At 58.1% G+C, this 25,678-nt stretch carries 28 protein-coding genes and 1 pseudogene; 10 read left to right on the forward strand and 19 right to left on the reverse strand.

Features of this window, described 5'->3' with window-relative positions:
- Positions 1–465: 465 nt before the first annotated feature.
- Positions 466–978, reverse strand: coding sequence for a hypothetical protein (locus tag Q1A75_RS15490; RefSeq protein WP_299552361.1), 513 nt, complete (start codon positions 976–978; stop codon positions 466–468).
- 506 nt (positions 979–1,484) lie between these two features.
- On the opposite strand from Q1A75_RS15490, the pseudogene Q1A75_RS15495 reads away from it, so the two are divergent.
- The 3 genes and pseudogenes from Q1A75_RS15495 to Q1A75_RS15505 all read left to right on the forward strand — a co-directional run.
- Positions 1,485–1,982: pseudogene (locus Q1A75_RS15495) on the forward strand (IS5 family transposase); the annotation flags it as partial.
- A 14-nt stretch (positions 1,983–1,996) separates the two neighbouring features.
- Entirely contained in the window at positions 1,997–2,116 is a 120-nt protein-coding gene (locus tag Q1A75_RS15500; RefSeq protein ID WP_299552369.1) for a hypothetical protein, read from the forward strand.
- An 888-nt stretch (positions 2,117–3,004) separates the two neighbouring features.
- Positions 3,005–3,220 carry a hypothetical protein gene (locus tag Q1A75_RS15505; protein WP_299552358.1) on the forward strand — a complete coding sequence of 72 codons (216 nt, stop codon included), beginning with the start codon at positions 3,005–3,007 and terminating at the stop codon, positions 3,218–3,220.
- Positions 3,221–3,566: 346 nt separating this feature from the next.
- On the opposite strand, the gene egtD is transcribed toward Q1A75_RS15505, so the two are convergent.
- Together egtD and egtB are read right to left on the reverse strand one after the other, a co-directional pair.
- Positions 3,567–4,535 (reverse strand): L-histidine N(alpha)-methyltransferase, encoded by a 969-nt coding sequence (egtD, locus tag Q1A75_RS15510; RefSeq protein ID WP_299552355.1) that lies wholly within the window; start codon positions 4,533–4,535, stop codon positions 3,567–3,569.
- Entirely contained in the window at positions 4,535–5,797 is a 1,263-nt protein-coding gene (gene egtB, locus Q1A75_RS15515) for an ergothioneine biosynthesis protein EgtB (RefSeq protein WP_299552352.1), read from the reverse strand. Before egtB ends, egtD begins: the two co-directional genes overlap by 1 nt.
- A 186-nt stretch (positions 5,798–5,983) precedes the next feature.
- On the opposite strand from egtB, the gene Q1A75_RS15520 reads away from it, so the two are divergent.
- Positions 5,984–6,853, forward strand: coding sequence for a LysR family transcriptional regulator (locus Q1A75_RS15520; protein ID WP_299552349.1), 870 nt, complete (start codon positions 5,984–5,986; stop codon positions 6,851–6,853).
- Here Q1A75_RS15520 and Q1A75_RS15525 read toward each other — a convergent pair.
- Positions 6,843–7,811 carry a hypothetical protein gene (locus tag Q1A75_RS15525; RefSeq protein ID WP_299552346.1) on the reverse strand — a complete coding sequence of 323 codons (969 nt, stop codon included), beginning with the start codon at positions 7,809–7,811 and terminating at the stop codon, positions 6,843–6,845. The genes Q1A75_RS15520 and Q1A75_RS15525 overlap by 11 nt on opposite strands.
- On the reverse strand, positions 7,808–8,656 hold the full coding sequence (locus Q1A75_RS15530; RefSeq protein WP_299592444.1) for a DUF6502 family protein: 849 nt from the start codon (positions 8,654–8,656) through the stop codon (positions 7,808–7,810). The genes Q1A75_RS15525 and Q1A75_RS15530 overlap by 4 nt, the downstream gene beginning before the upstream one ends.
- Before the next feature lie 209 nt (positions 8,657–8,865).
- On the opposite strand from Q1A75_RS15530, the gene Q1A75_RS15535 reads away from it, so the two are divergent.
- Complete coding sequence (locus tag Q1A75_RS15535; RefSeq protein ID WP_299552366.1) at positions 8,866–9,282, forward strand: fasciclin domain-containing protein; 417 nt, start codon at positions 8,866–8,868, stop codon at positions 9,280–9,282.
- Between the two features lie 165 nt (positions 9,283–9,447).
- Positions 9,448–11,235, forward strand: a complete 1,788-nt coding sequence (locus Q1A75_RS15540) for a gamma-glutamyltransferase family protein (protein WP_299552340.1) — start codon at positions 9,448–9,450, stop codon at positions 11,233–11,235.
- A gap of 48 nt (positions 11,236–11,283) precedes the next feature.
- Here the strand turns inward: Q1A75_RS15540 and Q1A75_RS15545 are convergent, their stop codons facing one another.
- Positions 11,284–12,426 carry an alpha-D-ribose 1-methylphosphonate 5-triphosphate diphosphatase gene (locus tag Q1A75_RS15545; protein WP_299552337.1) on the reverse strand — a complete coding sequence of 381 codons (1,143 nt, stop codon included), beginning with the start codon at positions 12,424–12,426 and terminating at the stop codon, positions 11,284–11,286.
- Positions 12,427–12,460: 34 nt separating this feature from the next.
- Here Q1A75_RS15545 and Q1A75_RS15550 point away from each other — a divergent pair, with 34 nt between their 5' ends.
- Positions 12,461–13,141 carry a DUF1045 domain-containing protein gene (locus Q1A75_RS15550; protein WP_299552333.1) on the forward strand — a complete coding sequence of 227 codons (681 nt, stop codon included), beginning with the start codon at positions 12,461–12,463 and terminating at the stop codon, positions 13,139–13,141.
- Here Q1A75_RS15550 and phnN read toward each other — a convergent pair.
- Genes phnN through Q1A75_RS15575 form a run of 5 tightly spaced genes read right to left on the reverse strand, consistent with a single transcriptional unit; the run spans position 13,123 to position 16,360 of the window.
- Positions 13,123–13,665 (reverse strand): phosphonate metabolism protein/1,5-bisphosphokinase (PRPP-forming) PhnN, encoded by a 543-nt coding sequence (gene phnN / locus Q1A75_RS15555; protein ID WP_299552330.1) that lies wholly within the window; start codon positions 13,663–13,665, stop codon positions 13,123–13,125. The genes Q1A75_RS15550 and phnN overlap by 19 nt on opposite strands.
- Positions 13,662–14,345: a phosphonate C-P lyase system protein PhnL gene (gene phnL, locus Q1A75_RS15560; protein WP_299552327.1), complete on the reverse strand. Its 684-nt coding sequence runs from the start codon at positions 14,343–14,345 to the stop codon at positions 13,662–13,664. Before phnL ends, phnN begins: the two co-directional genes overlap by 4 nt.
- Positions 14,346–14,388: 43 nt before the next feature.
- Positions 14,389–15,159, reverse strand: a complete 771-nt coding sequence (gene phnK, locus Q1A75_RS15565) for a phosphonate C-P lyase system protein PhnK (protein WP_299208692.1) — start codon at positions 15,157–15,159, stop codon at positions 14,389–14,391.
- Entirely contained in the window at positions 15,156–15,494 is a 339-nt protein-coding gene (locus Q1A75_RS15570) for an NIPSNAP family protein (protein ID WP_299552323.1), read from the reverse strand. The genes phnK and Q1A75_RS15570 overlap by 4 nt, the downstream gene beginning before the upstream one ends.
- A complete protein-coding gene (locus Q1A75_RS15575; RefSeq protein WP_299552320.1) occupies positions 15,491–16,360 on the reverse strand; it encodes an alpha-D-ribose 1-methylphosphonate 5-phosphate C-P-lyase PhnJ in 870 nt (289 codons plus the stop codon). The genes Q1A75_RS15570 and Q1A75_RS15575 overlap by 4 nt, the downstream gene beginning before the upstream one ends.
- A 118-nt stretch (positions 16,361–16,478) precedes the next feature.
- Here Q1A75_RS15575 and Q1A75_RS15580 point away from each other — a divergent pair, with 118 nt between their 5' ends.
- Positions 16,479–16,718 (forward strand): hypothetical protein, encoded by a 240-nt coding sequence (locus Q1A75_RS15580; RefSeq protein ID WP_299552317.1) that lies wholly within the window; start codon positions 16,479–16,481, stop codon positions 16,716–16,718.
- 77 nt (positions 16,719–16,795) lie between these two features.
- On the opposite strand, the gene Q1A75_RS15585 is transcribed toward Q1A75_RS15580, so the two are convergent.
- Genes Q1A75_RS15585 through phnG form a run of 3 tightly spaced genes read right to left on the reverse strand, consistent with a single transcriptional unit; the run spans position 16,796 to position 18,904 of the window.
- Positions 16,796–17,887 (reverse strand): carbon-phosphorus lyase complex subunit PhnI, encoded by a 1,092-nt coding sequence (locus Q1A75_RS15585; RefSeq protein ID WP_299552314.1) that lies wholly within the window; start codon positions 17,885–17,887, stop codon positions 16,796–16,798.
- A gap of 1 nt (position 17,888) precedes the next feature.
- The gene (phnH, locus tag Q1A75_RS15590; RefSeq protein ID WP_299552311.1) at positions 17,889–18,449 is read right to left on the reverse strand and encodes a phosphonate C-P lyase system protein PhnH; all 561 of its coding nucleotides are present in this window, start codon (positions 18,447–18,449) and stop codon (positions 17,889–17,891) included.
- Positions 18,449–18,904, reverse strand: a complete 456-nt coding sequence (gene phnG / locus Q1A75_RS15595; protein WP_299552308.1) for a phosphonate C-P lyase system protein PhnG — start codon at positions 18,902–18,904, stop codon at positions 18,449–18,451. The genes phnH and phnG overlap by 1 nt, the downstream gene beginning before the upstream one ends.
- A 102-nt stretch (positions 18,905–19,006) precedes the next feature.
- Here phnG and phnF point away from each other — a divergent pair, with 102 nt between their 5' ends.
- Positions 19,007–19,720: a phosphonate metabolism transcriptional regulator PhnF gene (gene phnF / locus Q1A75_RS15600; RefSeq protein ID WP_299552306.1), complete on the forward strand. Its 714-nt coding sequence runs from the start codon at positions 19,007–19,009 to the stop codon at positions 19,718–19,720.
- An 82-nt stretch (positions 19,721–19,802) separates the two neighbouring features.
- A complete protein-coding gene (locus tag Q1A75_RS15605) occupies positions 19,803–20,984 on the forward strand; it encodes an alpha-D-ribose 1-methylphosphonate 5-triphosphate diphosphatase (protein ID WP_299552303.1) in 1,182 nt (393 codons plus the stop codon).
- Here the strand turns inward: Q1A75_RS15605 and Q1A75_RS15610 are convergent, their stop codons facing one another.
- The 5 genes from Q1A75_RS15610 to phnC form a co-directional block, all read right to left on the reverse strand.
- The gene (locus tag Q1A75_RS15610; protein WP_299552300.1) at positions 20,985–21,602 is read right to left on the reverse strand and encodes a chloramphenicol acetyltransferase; all 618 of its coding nucleotides are present in this window, start codon (positions 21,600–21,602) and stop codon (positions 20,985–20,987) included.
- Positions 21,602–22,921: a phosphonate ABC transporter, permease protein PhnE gene (gene phnE, locus Q1A75_RS15615; RefSeq protein WP_299552297.1), complete on the reverse strand. Its 1,320-nt coding sequence runs from the start codon at positions 22,919–22,921 to the stop codon at positions 21,602–21,604. Before phnE (Q1A75_RS15615) ends, Q1A75_RS15610 begins: the two co-directional genes overlap by 1 nt.
- A complete protein-coding gene (gene phnE, locus Q1A75_RS15620; RefSeq protein WP_299552294.1) occupies positions 22,921–23,799 on the reverse strand; it encodes a phosphonate ABC transporter, permease protein PhnE in 879 nt (292 codons plus the stop codon). The genes phnE (Q1A75_RS15615) and phnE (Q1A75_RS15620) overlap by 1 nt, the downstream gene beginning before the upstream one ends.
- 63 nt (positions 23,800–23,862) lie before the next feature.
- Positions 23,863–24,768 (reverse strand): phosphonate ABC transporter substrate-binding protein, encoded by a 906-nt coding sequence (gene phnD, locus Q1A75_RS15625; protein WP_299552291.1) that lies wholly within the window; start codon positions 24,766–24,768, stop codon positions 23,863–23,865.
- 56 nt (positions 24,769–24,824) lie between these two features.
- Positions 24,825–25,646, reverse strand: coding sequence for a phosphonate ABC transporter ATP-binding protein (gene phnC / locus Q1A75_RS15630; protein WP_299552289.1), 822 nt, complete (start codon positions 25,644–25,646; stop codon positions 24,825–24,827).
- Positions 25,647–25,678 lie beyond the last annotated feature (32 nt).

Here is a 25,678-nt window from a genome sequence, read left to right on the forward strand (position 1 = left end):
TGACCGCAACCATAACAACAGAAAGAAACAGGAACGGATTCTACACCTGAACGGCCCGGATTAGGGGGCTGGGTCACTCGTCGTCGATGACGCGACGCCCGAGGGCCTCGGTTTTTAAGCCGTGGCTCATCGTAGTCTTTCTCATCGTCCACTCCCTTATGATGATGAGCCAAGAACACCTTCTAAGAAACTCACCTGAATTGGGCAAGAAGCGCTGACGTCAAACACTACAGGGTACTGCTGATTTGTACGTAGATCTTAGAAAATTTTCCGGTGGGCAATAAGAACTGCAAACGATGAGAGGTCTTGATGATGAGTGACTTTGAGAGCAGACCCCCGACAGAACACCTTCACCGGACGGAAATACTGTGCCCGCAGAATACCTATCTACAAAACAGGAAAAAATTGGGACGGAACTGAATCAAGAAGGTCTGACAATCTTAAGCTGATTAATGGATCTGGAACCTAAAAGAGAAATTCATCATATGTTTCGCTACCTACAGTGTCCAGCCATTCTGCAATGGCCTGAAAATCACTTGTCGTCGCACCCTCCTCCCCCTCATTTGATACAAGGCGATAATTTCCCTCACCATTATGAAGATCGGACTGTTTCCACGCATCGATATTGGTTTGACGATCGTCCAAAAATAGATATTCGCGATTATTTCCATAGTCGTTATAAATTTCATTAAATTCGTCGAGCTTATCCCCTGTGTTATAGTAGATGGATGTAAAGGAGTCTTCGATGCCAGCATCCTCCAATCCGTCGGTGATGTTACTCAGGTCAGAATTAGCGCTCACAATGATAAAAGTTGCATCGCCCGAAAAATCTTCAAAAAACTCCCTTGCTGCGTCGTTGACCGTATCCGAACCTGGGCCTTCGTCCAGCGTTCTATCCCAGTCAAATATAACGACAGGGGCGCCGTCAGACGTGCTACATCGTTCGTTGTTACCCAGTTTTCCATTTATTACTGCCATTGTTTTAGGCTCCCTTAACAATATCAGTAAAAATGGCTTAACACGCTCTTAGATTGATTTCCAGCGGACATCGATCTAATATAAATTTCAGCGGAAGTATACCGAGCAATTAAAAATATATAATTAAATCAGGTGGTTAATTGCGCCAGACGCCTGATGCTCATCGCCAGAATAGTGTGACAGTCTCGTAGTGGGAAACACAAAAGAGCCCCATCAGAGGGTTCCTGCACAGAATTTCGCTAAGAGAAAACTTTTAGCGAAAACTTGCGGGAGTTGAGTGCGGCTCAATGCAAAAAGACCGTGAGCGATAGGGTGGACGCCCATTCAACAGTTTCTAGGCTCAGGATGCATTGATTTTTGGCTCACGTTATGACTCGCGATTGCCCAAAACGGAACTGTAGCATGTCTGATCGACGAACAAATGTTGAAGCTCAAGCCATTCTTTCCCAAGTTGCCGCGGCAAACCTCGCATTGATGATAAGCGTGTTCTGAGTGGGATTATTTTCATCAATCGCAATGGCTTACGGTGCCGGGATGTGCCGGCTGAATATGGCCAGCCCAAGGCTCTTTACAGCCGCTGGAAGCGGTGGAGCGAAAAAGGTATCTTCGCCCGAATGTTGCTGGAACTGGCAGATCAGAGCGGTGAGACAGAGACGCTGATGATCGACGCAACCCAACTCAAAACCCACCGCACAGCCTCCAACCTGGGGCAGGAAAAGGGGGGGCGTGGCCGCCTGATTGGTCGAACCAAGGGTGGCATGAACTCGAAACTGCATGCCGTCACGGATGCGATTGGCCGACCCATGCGCCTGTTTTTGACGGCTGGACAGCGCAGCGATTACATCGGAGCGCGGGCGCTGCTGAGCAGCTTGCCATCCGCCAAACACATGCTGGCAGATCGCGGTTATGATGCGGATTGGTATCGCCAAGCCCTTGAAGGCAAGGGCATCAAACCCTGTATCCCGTCTCAGAAGGGTCGCAAGGTTCCGATCCCGCACGATACGAAAAACGCCACAAAATCGAGAACAGCTTTGCCCACATCAAGGACTGGCGGCGGGTGGCAACGCGATACGACAGATGCCCAAAGGTCTTCCTCTCAGCAATCGCACTCGTCGCAATCGTTATTTACTGGTTATGAGTCCTGAGCCTAGCGCCGACTACCGCCGCACGTCTGGGGGGTCACAGGTAAGATTTTAATTTTATCATCCATATGAGACAGCGAATTTCGATGATCGCCGGGCTCTTGGAAACTGGTCTATTGTATCTCAAGAGGAGCCCCTTACCGATAGTTCTGGTGATGGTTTGGATGTAGATCAATGAACCTTGCCCCAGTGTCAGAAATTGGAATTTGTCTTAGCCCCATAAAACTGTGCCAAAGTTGACTTAGCTTTGGAGGCTGGATTTATGGCGCGGATACGACGATTGGCTGCGCCTTTCAATCGGCCCGAATTTCCCATCTTCATTCCTTTTCAAGAGGGGTTTCTGCCCGAACGATTCGACGGCTCGTTCTTTTCCGAACTTCGTGAGGCTGATCCAGTCTGTGGTACCGCGCTTTGTTGTCTTTGCGTAACGCGACGCGAAGAATACATCGCCCCCGTATCTGCCTTCCTCATCGCGATCAAGACGCCCACGAGACACTGCTCGGCCCCCCGTGCGTTTGGTTCACAAATTCGACCGCCTGATCGAGGATCATCTGCTCAGTCTCTGGAGTGATGTCGAGATCCGTTGGGAACTGCAGAAAGGCATGACGTGCGACCGTGGATGCACCCTTGTCAAAGGGAGACCCGCTATCCGTTTTGGGTCCCTCCTGCGGATTCCCAAAACAGCGGGTGAGAGGAGCATCCCCTCAACCCCAGCACTCCGGCTTCCGGCCTGCGCGGATCTTCGATCCTTGCGAGCCGTCCTGGTGGACGGCACAAAACCCTCTCCTCCCCTGCCTTGTGGCGGGCAATGTTGGTGCGGATTTTGCGGGGAGTCCGGACAGCTTGGAGACCTCAAATGTCGGGGGGCGGCTCAAGGCGCGGCGGTGCTGATCAAGTTCTTCCCCAATGGCAAGGGCGCGGGGCCGGTTGGCTATCTCGTGGCCGAGCACGTGCTGGCCGACAGCAACCGCGACCTGATCCGCGACGCGGACGGCAAGCCCATGACCGTCACCCGCGACCCGCTGCACGAAGTGCTGTGCGGCAATCCCGAGCGTACCGAGGCGCTGACCGACGCCAGTGGACCTACCGCGCTGGCGTGATCAGCTTCGCCGCCACCGACGCCCCGACCGAGAAACAGTAGGCCGAGGTCATAGACCGGTTCGAGCTTCACTTCGGCGCACTGCGCCTGGAGTTGACCTCGGGCCGGAGCCTGAATATCGCGCCGCCCGGATACTAGAACGCTTTCGACTCCTTGCGTGACGTGATGAATCAGCGCCACGGCTGGTCTGATGGAGCGTACTCAAGAGGTCCGCGATATCATCGAGAGCCCAACACGCGCATAAGGCCGCGACGGGTTGCAAGCTTGTATTCTGGATCAGGTTATCCTGCGAAGGATACATGTAAAATGCCATTTTGAGGACATCTGCACGGATGTCAGATCGGTCGTCATGGCCGGTGCACGGGTGTCAAAACCGCCACTGAAAACCGGTCGCTTGCATCCGTGTGACGTGCTGCCACGTCCCAACCCGCACTGAGCGCGAGGTTGCGCAGACTGTCTGGCGTGTACTTGCGTGCGGCGCTGACATGGATAGCTTCCTGCGCCTCAAATGTGATTGCCTGTCCGGCAAGCGTAACCACCTGCTCGTGGCTCGAAACAAGCTGCATGTCGATCCGCGCAAGCGCCGGATTCCAACTCGCCCTGTATTTGAATGCATCGATATTGAAGTTTGCCTGTGCTTCTCTGTTAAGCCGCACCAGAATATTTCTGATGAACTGCGCGGTGACCCCTTGGGCATCGTCATATGCTGCCACAAGCGCGCTTGTGTCCTTCACCATATCCATCCCCACGATGAATGCGCCAATCCCACCCCATGCACGTACGCCTTCCAACAGCGCCTGTGCCCGGTCGGGCGCAAGGTTGCCAATCGTTGATCCAGGGAAAAAGCCAACCTTGGGGGTTGTAGCAAGTTCTCTGGGAAGTGCGACCGGAGCGGAAAAATCCGCAACCACGGGAACGATGCTCAGCCTTGGGTAACGGGTTCGAAGATCGCCCGCCGTCTCCAGCAGAAAATCACGTGAGATATCGATGGGCACGTAGGCACCGAAGTGCCTTCCAGCATTCAGTAGTGTTCGTGTTTTGACAGACGCGCCTGACCCCAGCTCGACAAGCGCACCATTGGCGGGGACAAGTCCAGACAGTGCTGCGGCGTTGTCGTGCAGAATGCCTGCTTCCGTTCTCGTGGGGTAATACTCGGGCAATTGAGTGATCTGTTCGAACAGTGCGCTGCCATGATGGTCGTATAGCCATTTAGGGCTGAGCGACTTGCTGGACGCGGTGAGGCCGTTAAGTGCGTCCGCAATCAAAGCGTCGGTTTCTGTCAAATTCACTGCCGGAATCCGGAGTACGCCGTCCATCATGATACGTCCCGTGCCAGGCGCAGGCCCAGCATTTGCCAACGTTGATGCGGATAGAAGAATGTGCGGTAAGTCGGCCGCATCTGTTCGCGCGGTGTCGCGCAGGATCCACCGCGCAACACGCGCTGGTTCACCATGAACTTGCCGTTGTATTCGCCAAGTGCCCCTTCGGGTGGCTGAAATCCCGGGTACGGGCCAAAGTCCGACGCCGTCCATTCCCACACATCGCCCCATATGCCGGGGCCGGGCAATGGACGTAGCGCGCCGGTCGCGCGTGCGTTCCCCATCAAGTTGCCTTCGATCAGTGTGTCGCAAAAGGCAAGCTCGTGCTCGGCCTCGGTTGGTAAGCGTCCACCCGCCCATCGCGCAAATGCTTCGGCTTCGTAGTAGCTGACATGCACAACTGCTGCATCAAGGGCGACGGGTTGCGGACCCCGCAGGGTGAAGGTCCACCATTCATCGTCCTGTCGCCACCAATATAGTGGGTGTGACCACTTTTCTCGCTGAGCGACAGCGTGCCCTTCCATCAACCAATGCCGGGTGTCGTCATAGCCGCCGTCCGTCATGAACGCGATCCAGTCCCGGTTTGTGACGGGACGATCGGCGATGTCGAAAGGGGCAAGATAGGTCTTGTGCCGTGGCCCCTCGCAATCATAGGCAAAACCGGCACCGTCATGCCCGATTTCGACAAGACCGCCATTGTGTCTGGTAAAGGTCAGCGGAACTTCGGATGAGACGGGAAGTGGTTCGGGGTCTTTGTAGACAGGCAGAAGTGGATTGAAGCTGAGCCCGTGCAGCACATCCGTCACCAGCAGCTCCTGATGTTGCATCTCGTGGTGGCAACCCAGTTCGACCAGAGCGGCAATGTCATCGGCATCATCACGAGAACTTGCGAGCAGATCTGCCACGCTGTCCTCGACATGTGCGCGGTATGATTCCACGTCTTGCACGCCGGGACGCGACACCAATCCACGCCTGTCGCGGGCATGACGCGGACCAGCTTGGGTGTAGTATGAGTTGAACAGGAACGCGAAACGATCATCCGGCGATGTGTAGCCTGGCATCCTTGGTTTCAGAATGAACTCTTCGAAGAACCATGTGGTATGAGCCAGATGCCATTTTGCCGGTGACGCGTCTTCCATGCTTTGCAGCATCATGTCTTCGGCGGTGAGCGGAGCGGCCAGCGCATCGGTGCGCGCGCGCGTGCGGGAAAACAGGTCCACTACCTTGTTTGGAGCCAGAGATGAGGAGAGGGGGGTCATGATGGCGAAGTTCCTTGAGTGGCTAAGGGTGCGTTCATCTGATCTGTTTGTCTGAGCCCATGTTGTCAGGAATTGGCGATAGAACCACAGGCTACACAGGAAAGTGTAGTGCGTTGATTTTCTGTGCGATGCAGCGAATAGTTCAGCATGGCGGATCGGCAACGATCCGCTTGGATGGAGGTCGCAATGAATTGGGATCACATGCGCATCTTGCTGGCACTTCATCGGGCGGGCAGCTTGCGCGGCGCGGCGAGCGCGTTGAAAGTCAACCATGCCACTGTCGCAAGGGCATTGGAGGGCGCGGAGCACAGTCTTGGCACCCGATTGTTTGATCGATCAGCACGCGGTTTAACCTTGACCCAACCCGGTGAGTTGTTGCTGCCACATGCCCAGGAAATGGAGCGGCGGATGCTGGAAGTGCAGCGCCGCCTGACTGGATTGGACAGTGTTCCCAGTGGCACCGTGCGCGTCAGTTTGCCGCCGTCTTTCGTGCACATGTTCTTTGTGTCGGTCTTGGCAGAGTTTACGGTGCTTTATCCCGACATCCGTATCGAGGCAGTTGCGACCAACAAAATCTCCGACCTGTCGCGGCAGGAGGCCGATGTGTCCATCCGTGTTGCAAAAAAGATCGATGATGATCTGGTGGGGCGCAGGATGGTTGATTACGTCAATGCGGCCTTTGCCACGCCTGATTACATTGCTGCCCATCCTGATCTGGCATCCTCGAACGGCGAAGGGGCGCATTGGATCGGATGGGGCGCGAATGACACGTGGATTGCTCAGACCCCGATGCCCAAGGCCAAACCACGCCATAGGTTGCCGGAAGTCTTCATGCAGACCGAGGCATCGGCTGCAGGACTGGGGATGGCGTGGGTCCCGGCCTTTCTAGGGGATGTGCACCCTGATCTGGTGCGCGTGCCGGGCGTACCAGTTGGTCCGGGGCGAAGCATCTGGGTCTTGATGCATGGCGATCTTCGCCGCACCGCGCGTGTGCGTGCATTTGTAGATTTCGTTACAGATTGGATCGCCGCGCGCCGGTCAATGTTTACCGCGTAGGGACTGCGCGCGCGCGTTCCCCCGAGAGCGATGCAGCGCTACTCTTGCCATTGGCCGGACGCAGGAGCGATGCCCGCTGGCCTTGCGCCTCGGGCACCAATACAGCGCGACGTGCAACGAAACGGCCAGTGTAGGGGCCAAAATAGACCGCGCGATTTTCGGCAAAACCACCCAGTTGCAGCCGCTGATCAAAGCTGTGGCCTAGGCCTGCCAGACGGAAGCCAGGTGCCCCAGCAACCTGTTCAAGATACCCCTCAACCGACAATTGCCGCAGGATGTTGCCGCCTTCGCGGAAGCGTCCGAACCGCAGCGACGTTGCTTGCAGTGTGCCGTGCGTGAACTGCCCCTTTGCAACAACGAACTGCCCGGCGATCAGGCTTTGTCCCCTGGGTGGGGCGACCGGTGTTTGACCAATACTCCAACCCGCTGCCGCCGATCCCTCGAGAACGCCTGAAATACTATCCGCCTTGCCGGGCGCACGTTGCATCAGGCTTGTTTGTACCGACCCGTCTGCCTGCCAAATCCCGCTCACCGTTACACGCTCGCCGACAAGCACGGCGACACCTGCAGTTTCAACAACCGGGGTACTGTTTACGGAATAGCCTGATCCTTGCCGCAACAGCACGCCTGTAAGTGGATCATCGATATCGATGCGCTGTGCTTCGAACCGGCCCAGCCTTGCGCGGGCCAGCATTGTGAGTGTGCGGCCGGGTACCAGCAACGTATCGTTGGTGCGTTTGTTTGCAGAAAAAATGCGGGTAGAGGATGTCACTTCGACCCGTAGACCGTTCACAAGCACGCTGCCCGAGCCAGTCATCAGGCCAACAATGCCAGTACCACCAATCCCGCCCTCGAATGGGTCATCGCTCAACTGGGATGTTGAGATGGCCGGGGAACACGCTGCTGCTGCAGTGCCGCCCAAGAGGCCAAGCGTGTGCCGTCTGGTCAAGCGTGTCACTGGTCTTGGACCTTTTCTTCTGCATCTGCCGCGTCTTCCCGGTAGAAGTAAATGCCCAGTCGGTAGCGTTGTCGAGGGCCATCGTTCCCCTTGCTGGCACGGTGGAGGTCGCTCGACTGCTTGTTCAGATCTTCAAGCAGGGTCTGGGCTTGCGCACGTGCTGCCGTTTCGACGGCGTCCACGGCATCGGGGGGCAGTTGATTATAGAACACCGCGCGTTCAAAGAACGGTGGGGTGTCAGCAAGCAGGTTTTCTGTTGCCGCTGCCAGATGGTCGCCCACATTTGCGGCAAAGAATGCTTCTTTATCCGGAGTGTTGCCAGTGCCAACGATTGCCTCAGCCTCCAGGCGCAACAAGCCATCCCTGCTTTCGGTTATTAGACCCGCGTTCTGCAATTCATCCAGCACCGTGCGCGGCCGCACATCCCGACTGACGGATCGGACCAGTGCCTCGAAGCTCAGCGCGTTGTCCGCTTGCCGAGGCAATAGAACTGGTGTGCCGTTGCTGTCCGAGAATTCCGGCGCAGACATCCATTGTCCGATTACCGTCGCCAGCAGGGCGCTGTTGCGGCGTGTCTGCCCGGTCGCATCGCTGCCCTCTGCCTTTATGGTGCGAATGTCCTTGCGGTGCACGCCTGTCAAAAGGGCAATTCTGCTGTCGGTCAAAGGTTTGTCATCAAGGCGGAATGACTCTTCAGCAACCTCGACATAGACCCGTTTCAGCAAGCCGTAGATTGCTGGGGCCGTCAAACCGCGCACAATCATTGTGCGCACCAGTGGTCGCAGTAACCCCCTGAGAACACGCATAAATGCGTCGGATGCGTTGGTTTGCTTGCCTCTTGCCATCCTCCAACAATACCGCGCGTGGAAATTTTTTCCACGCAAAACCTTGAAATCGCATTGGCCTGCGTCATTTCGTCTTGCGTGGGAAATATTCCCACTAAATATTCGGCCCCGCGCCAAACCTTTGAGGAGACACACTTATGAAACGCCGTTCCTTTATGAAAATGACCGCCGTCGGCGCGACACTTGCCACTCTTGGCGCCTGCGCCGAGATGAACACCCAGCCCGACATTGTCGATACTGCCGTCGCTGCCGGTTCCTTCAATACGCTTGTTGCCGCTGTGCAGGCGGCTGATCTGGTCGACACTCTGAAAAGCCCGGGTCCGTTTACCGTTTTCGCGCCGACGGACGAAGCCTTTGCCGCGCTGCCGGCCGGCACGGTGGAAAACCTGTTGAAGCCTGAGAACAAGGACCAACTGGTCAGCATTCTGACCTACCACGTTCTGCCAGGTCAGACCCTTTCCTCTGACCTCGGGGGCCAGCGTCTGAGCGTTGCAACCGTGAACGGCGCCAACGTCCACATTGATGGACGCAACGGTGTCAAAGTCGAGAAGTCGAATGTCATTCAGGCTGATATCCTGGCATCCAATGGGGTGATCCACGTGATCGACCGCGTGCTCATTCCCTGATTGCCCCCAGGTTTCAGGGATGATGTCCCGCTTAAAGCCGCAAACGGGCGGGCATCATGAACGGCGGTTCTGACAATATGTCAGGATCGCCGTTTTGGTTTCGTATCATGCACACCCACAAAGAATGCGGTTAGAAATAACCAGCAGCATGAAAAGGGTACCGCCATGACATTTACCACGCGTCCAGAACTGAGCGGCACGTTTGGCATGGTTGCATCGACCCATTGGCTAGCCTCGGCGGTTGGGATGAAGCTGCTTGAGGCGGGTGGTTCAGCCTTCGATGCCGCGGCTGCCGTTGGGTTTACGCTAAACGTGGTGGAGCCGCATCTGAATGGTCCCTTGGGAGACATGCCAGCGTTGATCCGGGTTGCGGGAGAGAGGCCCACAGTGTTGTGCGGGCAGGGTGTAGCTCCGGGCGGTGCGTCTCTTGAGCACTATCGCGACGAGGGGCTGGACATGATCCCTGGTTCTGGTCTGTTGGCGACGGTCGTGCCGGGTGCGTTTGATGCATGGATGCTGATGTTGCGCGATCACGGCCGTCTTCCGTTGCGCGATGTGCTGGAACCCGCCATCCACTATGCGCGTCATGGCCATCCGCTGCTGCCGCGTGTTTCTGCAACGATAGCTGATCAAGCCGAGTTCTTTGCTGCTGAGTGGCCAACCTCCGCTGCTGTTTGGATGCCGGGCGGAGAACCTCCGCAAGCTGGCGCGCTATTCAAGAACCCGGACCTTGCTGATTTCTGGACCCGCCTGCTGGTCGAAGCCGAGGGCGAGATCGGCCGTGTCGCGCAGATCGAGGCCGCCCGCCGGGCTTTTGCGAGCGGGTTTGTCGCCGACGCGATTGACACGTTCATAACCGATACGTGCGTTATGGACGGTACAGGTGCGCGCCGAAAAGGCGTATTGTCAGGGCAGGACATGGCCACATGGCAGGCCACCTACGAAACACCCGTATCAGTTTCGTATCACGGTTGGGATGTCTTCAAGTGCGGAGCATGGAGCCAGGGACCGGTTCTGTTGCAATGCCTGCAAATGCTGCGCAATGATCCTGTTGCAGACATGGATCCGTTGGGTCCGGATCTTGTGCACCTTACAACGGAAGCGCTGAAACGCGCCTTTGCAGACCGGGACACTTACTATGGTGATCCGGTGCATTCTGATGTGCCGATTGGTGTCTTGTTGTCAGAATCCCACGCCGATGCGCACCGCAAAGACATCGCACATAAGGCCACAACCGATAACCGCCCCGGCGTCATTTCGGGCTTTGAGGCACAGATCAAATCCTACCACGCACGCATCGCACGCGGTGCGACATTGACTGCTGGTGTGGGCGGCGGCGAGCCGACCATGGCGCATCTGGCGAACCGCAAGGGCGATACGGTGCATATCGATGTGGTCGATCGCTGGGGAAACATGGTCTCTGCGACACCCTCGGGCGGATGGCTTCAGTCCAACCCGGTTGTGCCCGTCCTTGGGGCACCCCTAAATACCCGGGCGCAAATGTTCTGGCTGGACGATGATTTGCCGACCACGCTTGCGCCTGGCCGCCGCCCACGTACCACATTGTCACCGTCGCTTGCGTTGCACGAGGATGGGCGGGCCTTGGCCTTTGGCACCCCTGGGGGTGATCAGCAGGACCAGTGGCAACTGGCGTTCTTCCTTCGCTACGCGCATCACGGAATGAACCTGCAAGAGGCCATCGATGCGCCGCTGTTCCATACCGGTCACTTGCAGGGGAGCTTTTATCCGCGTGACCTGCGCCCTAGGCATTTGATGGTTGAACCGCACTTTCCCAGTGCCACGCTCGATGATCTGCGTGCACGGGGTCACAACGTCGAGGTGGCCGAGCCATGGACCGTGGGACGGCTGAGCGCGGCCCTGCATCAACGCAATGGCATCATGAAAGCCGCAGCCACGCCGCGCCTTATGCAAGCCTATGCCATAGGGCGTTGAGGGCCACATTGTCACTCGTAAGGCGCACCTGTTGGTGTGCCTCGTACGTCATGCCACCTGGTGCCCCTGGCTAAATACTTCGCGCGCAACAGCTGCCTCGTCCATCTGGGCGAAGCGTACAAGGTCGGCGCGCTTGCCAGGGGCAATCTGCCCTCTGTCATTCAACCCGACCGATGCGGCGGGGGTACGGGTGACCGTTGCAATGCCACGTGCCATGTCACCCCACATGTCGCCCAACTGCACCGCGGACATGAGCAATGCAGCCGGTACGTAATCCGATGACAGAATGTCGAGCAAGTCATGTTCGGCCAACTCTTTGGCTGCAATATTCCCCGAATGGGACCCGCCGCGCACGAGGTTCGGTGCACCCATGATTATGGCGATGCTTTTGTCCCGGCACGCCCTGGCCGCTTCCACCGTTGTCGGAAACTCGGCCACTGCAACTCCATGCTGTGCCGAAACGCCAACCTGATCGGCTGTTGTATCGTCGTGACTTGCCAATACGGCGCCCAAACGTCCGGCTTCAGCCACGGCTGCCGCCTCGTGTTTGACCCCCAGCCGGTCCTGCAGCGCTTGCAGTTTCTCCACATGCGCTGCGAACTCGTCTTCGGTCAGGTTGTTCTTGCCCATGACATAGGCCTTCATCTTGTTGATGTCGCGGAACTGTCGCTGACCGGGCGTGTGGTCCATCAGGCTGACGATTCCCACCCGATCTTCTGGGGTGAACTCCGACAGTTCGTCCATCAGGGTTTCCGAGCAGATTTCGGCACGCAAGTGCAGAAAGTGGCTGATCTTGAGTACACCCTGCGCGCGCAGGGCCAGCATCTCGGACGACAATTCGCGTGCATATTTCAGATATCGCCCCTTGCCTGAAGGGATCGACCCGACACGCATCGCGTCAAAGACGGTTGTGATCCCGGTGCCCGCCAGTTCGCGATCATGGGCGAGAATCGCAGGACCATGCGGCCATGGCACCCTGGGGCGGGGCGAGATGTGGCGCTCAAGGTTGTCGGTGTGTAATTCGATCAGTCCCGGCGCTAGGAAATCGCCCTCACAGTCCAAAGCCCCTGCAGGCACTGACGTGCCCGTACCAATTTCGGAAATCAGGCCATCGCGGAGGACGACATGCCCCGTGACCACTTCTGTAGGCAGCACAAGCTTGGCGTTGGCGAGGATCGTATCTTGTGTCATGTGCCTGTCATCTCGAACTGGAATGGGGTGGGATATGTTCAAGCGCTATGCCATCTACTACACGCCCGAACCGGGTACGCCCTTGGCTGATTTCGGTGCGAGATGGCTGGGATGGGACAGCGCTGGCGGAGTGGGGTGCGCGCACCCTAACATCGGCGATTTCGATGTGGCCGCGGTGACTGAAACCCCACGCAAGTATGGGTTCCACGGGACGATCAAGCCGCCCTTTAGGTTGGCGGAGGGACAAACCGCAGAAGCGCTCAAGGCAGCACTGACCGTGCTGTGTGCGGATGCGGCGGCCGTGTCGCTCGATAGCCTTGAACTGACGCGTCTCGGGCGTTTCCTCGCCCTGGTTCCAATTGGTAACGCCAGTAGCCTTGGTGTTTTGGCTGCTCGCGCCGTGCAAGAGCTTGACGTTTTCCGCGCGCCGCCAACCGACACAGAATTGGCCAAGCGTCGTGGCGCCAATCTGACGGCTGCACAAGATTCGTACCTTGTGCGCTGGGGCTACCCGTATGTGCTGGACCAGTTCCGGTTTCATCTGACACTCAGTGGCAAGCTGGACAAACCTACGATAGCGCGCGTTGAGACTGCCTTGGCCCCGGCCTTGGCAGAGTTCGACCTGTCGCCCTATCGGATCGATGGCCTGACCCTGCTGGGTGAGGATGAGAACGGGTTGTTTCATCAGATACATCGCTACGCCCTGACCGGGTAGAGCGCGTTCAGCGCCTTTTGAACGGTCGTCTCCAGTGTGCTTGAATTGTCGATGATGGTTGCCTTGATGCCGTCCGGAATACTTGCGCCCACCCGCGCAAGGCGCGCGACAATGTCGGCATGGTCCTCGCGCCCGCGTGCCGACAGACGGTGCGCCAGAACGTCAGGGTCTGCTGTGAGAGCCAGAACGATCAAACCGGGAAACCGAGATTGCGCCTGAGACAACACTCCACGCGACAAGTTGGCCAGCATGTCCTGACCTGACGCGAGGCATGCATCACCCGATGTCGGAATCCCATAGGATAATCCATGCGCTGTCCAAGACAGGGCAAATGCCCCATCGTGCTTCATTGTCCGAAAGGTCGCTTCTGAAACACCGTCAAACACCTCTCCCCCTGACGTTGCGGGGCGGGTGATTACTCTGCGCACCAGGCCAAGCCTGGGGGCTGCCTTGGACATGGCGTCCATCACGGTGTCCTTTCCAACCCCGGATGGTCCAACAACGGCAATCAAACGCCCGGTCATGCTGCGCGCTCCGGCGTAAAGAGGTTGACATCGACCTCGCGATCACAGACCTGCGCGCGCGCGGCTTCATCATGGAAAATGCCAATGATGGTCGCTCCGCGTGCCTTGGCGCGCTCAATCAGCTCAAGCACGACGGCGCGGTTCGTTGCATCAAGGCTCGCTGTGGGTTCATCAAGCAGCATGGCCGGATAGTCATATGCAAACCCACGCGCGATGTTCACCCGCTGCTGTTCACCGCCGGAGAAGGTTGTCGGACTAAGCGACCAAAGCCGTTCTGGTATGTTCAGCATCATAAGCAGATCGCGTGCCCGTGCGTCAGCCTGTTCAGCGTCAACACCAACGGCGCGCAACGGCTCGCTGACGACGTCGATGGTGGGCACACGCGGGACCACGCGCAAAAACTGACTGACATAGCCCAGCGTCTCGCGCCGCAGCGCCAGAACATCGCGCGGCGGGGCCGAGGCGAGATCGACATCTCCGACCATGATTTGCCCGGCTTGTGTGGTGTAGTTGCCGTAGATCATGCGCATCAACGTCGATTTTCCGGCGCCCGATGCGCCAACCAAGGCCACGCATTCGCCAGCGCTCACCGTCAGGGATGCGCTGTGCATGACCGGTATGACTGCGCTGCCTTGATTGTGCAGAACAAAGGATTTGGCGACGTCTTCAACTTTGATCATGTTCATCTTCTTCTTGCCAAAAGCTTCGGGTTTGTCCTGTTCGTCACACCTGCAACACACTCGACACCAGCAATTGCGAATAGGCGTGTTGCGGATCATCCAGCACCTGATCGGTCAGCCCCGTTTCGACCACATGTCCGTCCTTCATCACCATCAGACGGTCAGCGAGCAGACGCACGACGGCCAGATCATGGGTCACAATGATCGCGCTCAAACCCATCTCACGCACCAGCCCGCGCAGCAGATCCAACAACCGCGCCTGCACCGAGACGTCCAAACCGCCCGTCGGTTCATCCATGAAGACCAGTCGCGGGCCCGTCACCAGATTGCGCGCGATCTGCAATCGCTGCTGCATGCCGCCCGAGAACTGTCGGGGGCGGTCGTCGATGCGGTCAGCAGCAATCTCGACCCGCCCCAGCCAGTCGATGGCCTGATCGCGGATGTCGCCGTAATGGCGCGCACCCACGGCCATCAGGCGTTCACCAACATTCCCGCCAGCACTGACGTTCATCCGCAGCCCGTCGCGGGCGTGCTGATGGACAAAGGCCCAATCCGTACGACCGAGCATGCGCCGTTCCGGCTCACTCATCGTGACCGTGTCGCGCATTCCGTCTGTGCGAGTATTGAACAGCACCTGGCCAGTGTCGGGCGGCAGGTGACCGGCCATGCAGTTCAGCAGAGTCGACTTGCCCGACCCACTTTCGCCAACGATGCCCATCACCTCACCAGGATACAGATCAAAGCTTACATCCGCGCAGCCCACACGTTGCCCATAGAACTTGGACAGCCCTTCGACCTGCAACAATGGCGTCATTGGTCTTCTCCAATCGCTCCGCTGAACGCGGTTGGCGTCAAAACAATGTCTTCGATCCCCAGCACGAATGTGCCGTGCTGTGCAGCAGTTTCTTTCTTGATCTGCGCCCAGCCTTCATCGGCCATGAAGGCGGCCCGTCGACCTTTCATCTCGGCCTCGTCCTGCCACGCCAGTAAGTAGACAAAGCGCAACCGGTCCTCGGCTTGCTCTGTCCACATTGCTTGGATACGAAACCCATATGTCTTCATCAGCCGCGCCGCACGGTCGCGAAAACGGTCGAGGAACGGCTCCGCATTCTCTGGTGGAACGTCATAGATACGCAATTGATTGATCATACTGCATCCTCCTGAAGGGGTGTTCCTTCAGCGCCCACATGACCCTTGGCCCGGCGCGCGCCGCAGTAGTCCGTGTCGGAACACATAAACATGCGCCCACCCGCATCGTCGACGATCAGCTCGTCCAAATAACTGTCCGTCGATCCACACAACCCGCATGGATGGTCAGCTTTGGTCGCCTCGAATGGATAGTCCTCAAAGTCGAGGCTGACCACCTGTGTGTAGGGCGGCAGGGCATAGATACGCTGTTCTCGCCCGGCACCAAAGAGTTGGATCGCGGGCATGCTCAGCTTGGGATTGTCGAACTTGGGAATGGGGGACGGGTCCATCACATAACGCCCTTCGACTTCAACCGGGTAGGCATAAGCCGTCGCAATTGCACCATGCGCGCTGATGTCTTCGTACAGCTTCACATGCATCAGGCCGTAGTCCTCAAGGGCATGCATCTTGCGGGTCTCAACCTCGGATGGTTCAAGGAAGCGCAGCGGTTCAGGGATCGGCACCTGATACACGAGAATCTGATCTGCGTTCAGCGGTTCTTCGGGAATGCGGTGGCGGGTTTGAATCACCGTGGCCTCCGCTGTTGCTTCGGTTGTTTCCACATCCGCGGTACGTTCAAAGAAGCGCCGGATAGACACCGCATTGGTCGTGTCATCCGCGCCCTGATCAATGACCTTGAACACATCGGATTGCGTCATGACCGCCGCCGAAACCTGTACTCCACCCGTACCCCAGCCATAGGGCATCGGCATTTCGCGGCTGGCAAAGGGCACCTGGTAGCCGGGAATGGCGAGCCCCTTCAGGATCGCGCGTCTAATCATGCGCTTGGTTTGTTCATCCAGATATGCGAAATTGTAATCAGACATGATGTACGACCGAAGCAATAGGTTGATGTGATGCAGCGGGGCCAAGAGAAACTGGTCCGAAAACATGCGGCGGCGTCCGTTCTGTCTGATTTTCCAAAACGAAACAGGAAGTTGTTTTATGCTGAGCTACAGCTCGGAAACCGGATGGGTCTACAACCCTTTCGAAATTGCAATTGTGTGCGCCTGCGTCGCGTTCAGCGTCTGGCGCAACCGCGTCCGGCGACGCAGTTTGCGACAGCGCGAAGACGGCATGTACGTCTGGGTCGAATGGCATGGAGGCGAGCGATGTTCCTTGGATGACCCGGCGGCCCCCGGCGGGGCGTGGGACAGCGAAGGAGACGGCGGCGGAGGCGATTGAACGGCCTCTTTTTTTTGTCTTTATCGATGCGTTGACCGGGGCCAGTTGGCCTATTTTTTGTGCCTTAGGGTGAGTGCTCATTCGGCCGCCTCCTGATGCACGTTCCGGCCCATTGACTCTCGACGTAGCTTGCGGATCAGTTCCAATTCTGACTGAAAATCCACGTAGTGGGGTAGTTTGATGTGCTCCAGAAACCCCGTCGCTTGGATATTGTCAGCATGGTACAGGACAAATTCCTCGTCCTGCGCAGGTGCCCCCACATTGTCTTCGCCCAGCTCTTCCCACCGCAGCGCCCGGTCTACCAGCGCCATTGAGATCGCCTTGCGCTCGGACATGCCGAACACCAGCCCATAGCCACGCGTGAACTGAGGTGGCTCCGTCTTGGACCCTTGGAACTGGTTCACAGTCTCGCATTCTGTCAGTTCAATTTCGCCAATCTCGATCGCAAAACCCAATTCGGGGATATCCATCTCGACCGCGCAGGTGCCAATGCGCAGTTCGGCTACGAATGCGTGATTTCGGGCGTATCCACGCTGGGTCGAATAAGCCATGCCGAGGATGAACCCTTCGTCGCCGCGCGTCAGGGATTGCAGTCGCAACGCCCGATCCGCCGGCAGTTCCAAGGGCTCCCTTGTCAGATCTGGCGGGCTGTCCGCGCCCTCCGGTTCCGGCTGGATCAACCCCTCGCGATCCAAGTAGGACATGATGTGTGGTTTGGGACCGCCATCGCTTTGGCGTTCGGGTGCGCTGGGCACATCCCCATCGGCCGCCAGTTTGAAATCCAGCAGCCGGTGTGTGTAGTCAAAAGTGGGCCCCAGAACCTGCCCCCCCGGTGCGTCCTTGAACGTGGCCGACACGCGGCGGTCGCAGGACATGCTTTCGGTGTCCACCGGCGCCGATCCACCAATTCTGGGCAGCGTGGTGCGATAGGCGCGGATCAGAAAGATCGCTTCGATCATGTCGCCGCGCGCTTGCTTGATGGCGAGCGCAGCAAGGTCCGGATCATAGAGCGAGCCTTCGGCCATGACGCGGTTCACAGCCAGTTTCAACTGTCCCTTGATCTGTGACACGGACAACTCTGCCACATCCGCAGGTCCGCGGCGTTCCTCGGCCAGCCAGGCATGGGCTGCGTCGATGGCTTTTTCGCCTCCTTTGACGGCAACATACATGTCAGGACACCTTTGTACTGCGGGGCAGGGCGGCGATGCGCGCCCCGCACGTGAACATGAAGTCCAGCCCAAGAGGGAACAGCGTCGCGTTGCGCCGGAACGTCTCCAGGTCAGGCAGGTTGAGCCGCGCGACGTCCCTAATACCCGGTCCTTTCAGTGTTGCGCCTTCGGCGTTCAATACGGGCAGGTCGACAATGACAGTCGCCGACCGGTCGGGATACTCTGCGGTGCCAACTGCAAGATTGGACAGGTCGATGTCTTCCCAAGTTCCCAGAACGAATTGTGCATCAGTGGCATCAACCAAAGGCGCGCCTGTCTGAAACGTTATCCAATCGCGTGCGGCTTGCGCGTTGTAGCGCCCCGCCAAATGTATGCCAGTGTCGTGGTCGGCGAGGGTTATCAGTACGGTCCCTGCCGCGACGGACAGTGGGCTGGGCGGCACGGCCCCCGCGACATCGCAAATCGTTCCAGGACAGGCCATGGCGCGCATGATCCCGCGAAACGCCTGTGCGCTTTCTTGAGGCGGGTCGATGAAGCCGCCTGCCAGACTTGAATGCTCCATCAGTCCTCTCCTCGCACCATTGTGAAGAAGTCGACCTTGGTCGCCGCCGCCTTCGCAGCCCGTGTCGCGCAACGTCGTTCAGCGGCTTTGCGCAAAGGAGCGATGATTGAGGCGTCTACGTCTTTTGCATCAGCAGTCTGCATGAGAGCGTCGGCCAAAGCGGCTTGCGTCGCGTGGTTCTTGTCGCGACCTTGAATATAGCCATGACCGACTTCTCCAGAAGCGAGGCGGACGGAACAGCGTGTGACGGTCATTTCGCCCAGATTGAACGGTGCGCCAGCCGCGCCGGCGCGGCCACGGACCATCACGGCGCCAATCTCGGACGCACGCAGCACCTCGTGCGCCGGATCGTAGCCAGCTTTGGTCCAGAGGTTTGCAAGGTCGGTCGCCGGTGCCTTGGACAACACCGATAACCATGCCTTTCGCGCTGCATTTGGGTTGCTTGATCCGTCCATCTATACACCTTGCGAAGTTGTCGAGATTCCTATACAACTAGACAAATAATAGGCGAGCCGCTTCGCCACGTCCACCGACTTGATGTGAAAGTTCCGTGACACATGGCGCGCACGCCCATCTGGAAATCCATTGCGGATACCCTCTCCGGCGAAATTGCCGATGGCCTGTACAGTCCCGGCGACAAACTTCCGACCGAGGCGCAGCTATCGGCCCGGTTTGGTGTGAACAGGCATACGGTGCGCCATGCGCTGTCTGCCCTGGTCAAAGCTGGAACCGTGCATACACGGCGTGGGGCGGGCGCATTTGTTGCGCAAACGCCGACCGATTATCCGATTGGTCGACGGGTGCGTTTCCACCAAAACCTCAGGGCCGCCGGCCGAACCCCGGCCAAACAGGTTCTGTCGGTCATTACCCGTCTTGCCAGCTCCAAAGAGCAGGAGGCGTTGCAGCTTGGAGAAGCCGCGCAGGTACATGTTTATGACGGCCTCAGCTTTGCAGATGATCAACCCATCGCGCTGTTCTGTTCGATCTTCCCCGCTGCGCGATTTCCTGACCTTCCGAGGGCGTTGGAAGGGTTGGGCTCGGTCACCGCGGCGCTGAAGTCTGGCAAAGTCTCCGACTACACACGCGCATGGACGCGATTGACGGCCACAGCCGCGACCGCAACGCAGGCCCTTCACCTCCGACTTGCCGAAGGGGCACCATTGTTGCGCAGTGTCGGCGTGAATGCCGACCTGACCGGACAGCCGATTGAACTGGGGCGCACATGGTTCGCCGGGGATCGGGTTACACTGACTCTTTCCGACGAAATGTGAAAGTTCTGTGATGTCACGGCGCTGACATATCCACAGGCTATTCAATTCAGACGAGTATCTGCGCAAGTGACCGAGCACATTGATGCACCATTCTACACCTTCCATACGCTTTGTCGGCGCACGTGTTCTGCGCGACAGTGCATTGGTGGACGCGCCTGTTAGTGTCGCAGATGGAAAGCTGGTTGATGCGGTCAATTGCGACTTGGACCTGCGTGGATATTTTATCATGCCGGGCATCATCGACCTGCATGGAGATGCTTTCGAATACCACATGGCTCCACGGCGTTCGGCGCCATTTCCGTTACACACGGGTCTTGCTGGTACGGATCGGGATGCGGCCGCCAACGGGATAACAACAGCGTGGATGGCTCAAAGCTGGAGTTGGGAAGGTGGTCACCGCGGACCCGACTACGCAGAGGCGTTTCTGGCGGCGCACGCGGCGTACCGTCCACAGATGCAAACTGACCTTCGCGTTCAAATTCGGTGCGAAACGCACACGATGGATTATCAGGACCGTCTTCTGGCCGCGATCCGGAAACACAGGATCGACTATGTCATCTTTAACAATCATCTTGATGAGGCCGTTGAATTGGCTGTCGCCAAGCCGGAGGAGATCGCTATCTGGGCGGCGAAATCCGGGCGTACGGCGGACGAGCATATGACCTTGGTCAAGGCAGCCAAGGAGCGGGACAAGGACGTGCCGCGCTATTTGTGCAATCTGGCTTCGGCCTTTGATCGGCTCGGTGTGACCTATGGCAGCCATGACGATCAGGATGCCGCCACGCGCGAGCGGTATTCAATGATTGGGGCCAAGATTTGTGAGTTCCCCACCTCCATGAAAGCGGCGGTCGTTGCCCGCACATGGGGAGATCCGATTTTGATGGGCGCGCCAAATGTGGTGCGCGGGGGCAGCCAGTCTAGTAACATTGCAGCCGCGACATTGATCAGCGAGAGGGCATGTGACGCACTTGTGTCCGACTACTACTATCCCGCCTTGGCGCAAGCCGCATTTACCTTGGCCGACATGGGAATGCGCAGCCTTCCCAAAGCATGGGGAATGATTTCATCCCGCCCCGCGCAGATCATGGGGCTTGAGGATCGCGGCACGCTCGACATTGGCAAGCGGGCAGATCTTACCATCATCAACGCCGACACACGCCAAGTCGAGGCAACAATGGCAGGCGGACGCTGGACGCATTTGTGTGGTGATGTTGCCAACCGCATCAGCGGAATGTACGCCGCGCTTTCTGTCGCGGCAGAGTAGCTAAAAGACTTCGTATTTTTCCAGAAAGGCTTCGGCGCTCAGGCTGCGGAAATCTGCAAGCCGCGCGCGCAGTGTTGCGTGATCCCAGTCCCACCAAGCCAGATCCAGCATACGATCGGCAGTCTTTGGAGTACATCGATCGCGAATCTTGGTCGCGGTTACCCCACCCACAATGGTGTAGGGTGCGACATCCCTGGTCACAATGGCACCGGATGCGACCACCGCACCATGGCCCACTGTCACCTTGGGTTTGATTTGGGCATTGTGCCCGATCCAGGTGTCATGTCCAACGAAGGCGCGTCTGGACGCGCGATGGGCGAACCATGCTCCGTCGTCCTTCGTCTCGTCCCAATAGCTGGCTGACCGATACGTGAAATGGTGCAGCGACGCCCTGTCCAGCGGATGATCCGTGGCTCCGATGCGCACGAAGCTCGCGATGTTCGAAAACTTGCCCACGGTGACGTTCGCAAGATCACAGAACCGGTCGCAATAGCTGTAGTCGCCCAGATCGACCTGCGCGAGCCGCGTGCCTTTGCCAATCTCGACATAGCGGCCAAAGATCGCGTTCATGGCATCGACGTCATCGTGAAGCGTCGGAACGATGGACAGCCTCTGCATCAGTGACCGGCCTCGTTTCCTTTGATCAGCTTGCGACGCAGCAGGCCCGATAGCCAGTCCATGAACACCACCATCACGATGATCAGCATGATGTAATAGCTGACCTCTTCCCAGTCCTTCTGGGTGATGATCGCTTGTGTCAGCAACAGGCCAATGCCGCCGCCAGTGATGGCTCCGATGACCGTGGCTGAGCGGGTGTTCGATTCCAGGAAATACAGAATCTGACTGATCAGCACTGGTGTGATCTGCGGAAGCACACCGAACCTATAGCGCTGGATCGGCTTGGCCCCGGTCGACTGCACACCCTCTATCTGCTTCCTGTCGACGTTTTCCAACGCTTCCGAGAACAGCTTGCCAAAGGTGCCCGTGTCCGTGATCAGGATCGCCAACGCACCAGTCAAAGGCCCAAGACCAAAGGCGCGGCTCAGGATTATGGTCCAGATCAGCGCATCGACGCCGCGGATAAAGTCGAACAGTCGACGCGTCGCCATGCGCACCACGACCAGCGGGGCAAAGTTGCGTGCTGCCAGAAAGGCCAGCGGCAGCGCTACGATAGCCGCGCCCATAGTGCCCAGAAAGGCCATCAGGATCGTTTCGAAAATGGCCCAGGCCACATCGCCGTGCCGCCACATCTTGTTGTCCCAGAAATCACTTGTGATCGCCCCGGCCTCACCGCTTAAGGCGCGGTTGATCAGTTCGCCCAAACCCATGCCGTGATACGGACTGTCGAGGGTGAAAAAGAAAAGCTCCCACCCCAGGAAATAGCGGAACACTTCCGTTCGATTGCGGGTGACCGACAAACGACCTGCGTCGGTGGTGACCGCCACGCGGTTCTTCGAGGCATTGATCCACTCCGGCAGCACGTCGGTGGGATAGCTCTGGATCACGCCTTGCGATCGCGACACCCCAAAGGTCATCAGGCCATAGCCCGGCACGTCATAGGTGACGCCGTTGTTGTCGGGCAGATAGGTGATGATGTGGCCGTCGCCCAGATCAATGACCGTCTCAGCGCCCAAGGCAACCCAATCGGGGGCCTCACCGTCGGGATAGGCGCCCTTGTTCTCGCCCTCGATGGCGACGCGGACCGCGCCGTTGCGGTTGTCACGGGTCACATGCACCTTGTGGCTGTAAGTGTCGGACATCAGCGCTTGGGCATTGGTCCCGCTTGCCTTCTGCATCAACTCGGGCACACCAAAAGCAAAGAACACGTATGTCAGGTACGCCAGCACCAAAGCGGGGAGCCCAAAGCTGACAAGGCGCTTGCGCATCATCACCCGGTCGGCGGACCCTTTCAGGTCAGCTGTATCAAGCATGGCCATCAGCGGCGCTCCGATTTGGAACCATGCGTCAAGCAGTCACGGTAGTGGCTTGAGGTCTGGTCGATGATAACAATTGTGATGAACAGCAGCAGAAAGATCGCGGCCGCTTCGTCATAGCGGCCCTGTCCCCAGCTGATTGCGTTCTTGAGCTCGTACCCCAGCCCCCCCGCACCCACGAAGCCGAGAATGGCCGAGGCGCGTACATTTATCTCGAACCGCAAAAGCGCGTAGCTCAACCAGTTCGGCGCAACTTGCGGGATAATACCAAGGGTCATCTTTTGACCCCAAGTGGCCCCGACCGAAGCGAGACCATCCAGTGGCTTCAAATCGGCATTCTCGTTCACTTCCGAGAACAGCTTTCCCAACGCCCCAGCAGTATGGATGGCTATGGCGATCATTGCAGGCACGGGGCCACCGCCTAGGATAAAGATCAGCACCAGAGCCACCACGATCTCGGGGATCGCGCGGCTGATGTCCATGATGCGGCGAAAGACCGGAATCAGCGTGGGAAAGCGCGCCATGCCGCGTGTCGACAGCAGCGATAGGAAGATGGCCGCAAGCGCCCCAAGCAGCGTTGCAGCGCCGGCGATATTTACAGTCTCCACCAAAGCCGGAAAGAAGGTTACGAAATGGCTTGGCAGCTCGCTCAGCTTGCCACTCGCCTCGATCACCAACTCTGCGGGGTAGTCAAAGAAATTGTCCAACCCACCCCAGAACGATCCGGCATTGCGCCCGCCCGCGACCGAAAACCCGGCGACCATAAGTGCGATGAAAATGACCAGAAGAATAAAGGAATAAAGACGCTTCTGCCGCGTGAGTGCCATGTAGTCGTCGTGGATGTTACCCAGATCGCGGACGCCTGCCGTCGTCTCTGCCATGCCCATACCCCCAATGGATTGCCGCGCCCCCACGATAGGGGACCCGGCAGACGCACACTCAAATCAGTTGGATTTGGCTTTACGTGCTTCAATCACGGACACATACGCATCGTGGGTGATCGGGTCGAAGCCCAGCGATTCACCAGCCGAGATGGAGTATGTGCAGTCCTTGTCTGTTTCGAACATGTTGTCGACCAACGCGATCATCTTGGCTTTGACGTCTTCAGGCAGGTCCTTGCGCAGAACGATGGGGCCTTCCGGGATCGGCTTGGATTTCCAGATTTGAACCAGGTCGTTCATGTCGACGAGGCCCGCGTCCACGGCCTTGCGCAGAGCACCGGAGTTGTAGCCGTCTTCCCAATTACCTTGGCCGTCGGCCCATGTGACGCCACCGTCGATGTCACCATTGTTCACAGCAACGATGGTCTGTTCGTGACCACCGGTGAATTTGACTTCGCCAAAGTACTCGCCCGACTCCATGGTCACGCCGTCTTTGTACTGCGGAATTTCGATTGATGGGATCAGGTAGCCTGATGTCGAATTCGGGTCACCAAAACCAAATACTTTGCCTTCCATATCGTCGATTGAAGTGATGCCGGCCTCTTTGCGGGCAAAACCGATCGAGTGATAGCCGTAAGAGCCATCGAGGTTGATCTTCACCAGAACGGGCTCTACCGCGTCAGGGTTCTGCAGATAGGTCGCGGCATAAGACGACGCGCCCAGCCATGCCATGTCCAACGTGCCGCCAACGAGGCCCTGGATCACACCGGCATAGTCGGCGGGGGCGAACAGCTTGGTTTCAACACCCAACGCGTCTTCGGTATAAGAGCGAAGGCACTCGTTCGAATTTAGGCGATCCTGTGCGTTTTCCCCGCCCAGGAGGCCGATGCGAAACTCGGTGATGTCGTCGGCCGACGCCACACCGGCGATGGCTGTGGTTGCCAATGCGGCAGCGATGATCTTTTTCATGTGTCTCTCCGTTGGAACGAAAAACCCCCAGCGCGGAATGGCAAGGGGGGTGAAGGTTAGACGTAGGCCTCGGCCTCCATCTTGGCTTTTCCCGAAGCGTCGAGTGTCTCGATCTCGGTCGAGGTGGCGCTTTCGGAAAACTCGGCGCCCGCGCCATAAATCTCGCGGGCCATGTCCGTTGTCAGCTTGTCGGGTGTTGCATCGAATACGATCTTGCCCGCCCGCATTCCGATCACCCGGTCGCAATAGCGCCGCGCGGTGTCGAGTGTGTGCAGGTTGGCGATGACCATGCGGCCATCCTCCTCGTGGATGCGGCGCAGAGCCTGCATCACCACTTGCGCGTTCATCGGGTCAAGCGAGGCAATGGGCTCGTCCGCCAGGATGATCCTGGGGTCCTGCATCAACGCGCGGGCAATCGCAACGCGCTGTTGCTGACCGCCCGACAGGGCCTCGGCCCGCTTGGGCGCGTGTTCGGCGATGCCCAGCCGGTCCAGAATGTCGATGGCGCGATGAATGTCTTCGGTCGGATACAAGTTGAACAGGGTCGCCACTGTCGACCGGCGGTTCAAAGTGCCATGAAGCACGTTCGACACCACATCCATCCGCGGGACCAGGTTGAACTGTTGAAAGATCATCGCGCATTGGCTTTGCCACGCGCGCTTTGCCGAACCTTTCAGAGCGGTGATGTCCTGCCCTTCGAAATGGATGGTGCCAGACGTGTGGTCGGTGAGACGGTTCAACATCCGCAGCAAGGTCGACTTGCCCGCGCCAGAGCGTCCAATGATACCGATCATCTGGGGGCGGTTGATTTCAACCGATGCAGTATCAACTGCTATGTTCTGCCCAAATGCTTTGGTCAGCCGTTCGATCTTAAGCATACCATTCCCCAGTTTTATGCCGGGGTGTATCG

The organism is uncultured Tateyamaria sp., assembly GCF_947504105.1.
GTDB lineage: Bacteria > Pseudomonadota > Alphaproteobacteria > Rhodobacterales > Rhodobacteraceae > Tateyamaria.

Coding starts and splice junctions, on each gene's coding strand:
- Q1A75_RS15490 (WP_299552361.1), bottom strand. CDS start 978: ATGGCAGTAATAAATGGAAAACTGGGTAACAACGAACGATGTAGCACG.
- egtD (WP_299552355.1), bottom strand. CDS start 4,535: ATGGACGGCGTACTCCGGATTCCGGCAGTGAATTTGACAGAAACCGAC.
- egtB (WP_299552352.1), bottom strand. CDS start 5,797: ATGACCCCCCTCTCCTCATCTCTGGCTCCAAACAAGGTAGTGGACCTG.
- Q1A75_RS15520 (WP_299552349.1), top strand. CDS start 5,984: ATGAATTGGGATCACATGCGCATCTTGCTGGCACTTCATCGGGCGGGC.
- Q1A75_RS15530 (WP_299592444.1), bottom strand. CDS start 8,656: ATGGCAAGAGGCAAGCAAACCAACGCATCCGACGCATTTATGCGTGTT.
- Q1A75_RS15535 (WP_299552366.1), top strand. CDS start 8,866: ATGAACACCCAGCCCGACATTGTCGATACTGCCGTCGCTGCCGGTTCC.
- Q1A75_RS15540 (WP_299552340.1), top strand. CDS start 9,448: ATGACATTTACCACGCGTCCAGAACTGAGCGGCACGTTTGGCATGGTT.
- Q1A75_RS15545 (WP_299552337.1), bottom strand. CDS start 12,426: ATGACACAAGATACGATCCTCGCCAACGCCAAGCTTGTGCTGCCTACA.
- Q1A75_RS15550 (WP_299552333.1), top strand. CDS start 12,461: ATGTTCAAGCGCTATGCCATCTACTACACGCCCGAACCGGGTACGCCC.
- phnN (WP_299552330.1), bottom strand. CDS start 13,665: ATGACCGGGCGTTTGATTGCCGTTGTTGGACCATCCGGGGTTGGAAAG.
- phnL (WP_299552327.1), bottom strand. CDS start 14,345: ATGATCAAAGTTGAAGACGTCGCCAAATCCTTTGTTCTGCACAATCAA.
- phnK (WP_299208692.1), bottom strand. CDS start 15,159: ATGACGCCATTGTTGCAGGTCGAAGGGCTGTCCAAGTTCTATGGGCAA.
- Q1A75_RS15570 (WP_299552323.1), bottom strand. CDS start 15,494: ATGATCAATCAATTGCGTATCTATGACGTTCCACCAGAGAATGCGGAG.
- Q1A75_RS15575 (WP_299552320.1), bottom strand. CDS start 16,360: ATGTCTGATTACAATTTCGCATATCTGGATGAACAAACCAAGCGCATG.
- Q1A75_RS15580 (WP_299552317.1), top strand. CDS start 16,479: ATGCTGAGCTACAGCTCGGAAACCGGATGGGTCTACAACCCTTTCGAA.
- Q1A75_RS15585 (WP_299552314.1), bottom strand. CDS start 17,887: ATGTATGTTGCCGTCAAAGGAGGCGAAAAAGCCATCGACGCAGCCCAT.
- phnH (WP_299552311.1), bottom strand. CDS start 18,449: ATGGAGCATTCAAGTCTGGCAGGCGGCTTCATCGACCCGCCTCAAGAA.
- phnG (WP_299552308.1), bottom strand. CDS start 18,904: ATGGACGGATCAAGCAACCCAAATGCAGCGCGAAAGGCATGGTTATCG.
- phnF (WP_299552306.1), top strand. CDS start 19,007: ATGGCGCGCACGCCCATCTGGAAATCCATTGCGGATACCCTCTCCGGC.
- Q1A75_RS15605 (WP_299552303.1), top strand. CDS start 19,803: ATGCACCATTCTACACCTTCCATACGCTTTGTCGGCGCACGTGTTCTG.
- Q1A75_RS15610 (WP_299552300.1), bottom strand. CDS start 21,602: ATGCAGAGGCTGTCCATCGTTCCGACGCTTCACGATGACGTCGATGCC.
- phnE (WP_299552297.1), bottom strand. CDS start 22,921: ATGGCCATGCTTGATACAGCTGACCTGAAAGGGTCCGCCGACCGGGTG.
- phnE (WP_299552294.1), bottom strand. CDS start 23,799: ATGGCAGAGACGACGGCAGGCGTCCGCGATCTGGGTAACATCCACGAC.
- phnD (WP_299552291.1), bottom strand. CDS start 24,768: ATGAAAAAGATCATCGCTGCCGCATTGGCAACCACAGCCATCGCCGGT.
- phnC (WP_299552289.1), bottom strand. CDS start 25,646: ATGCTTAAGATCGAACGGCTGACCAAAGCATTTGGGCAGAACATAGCA.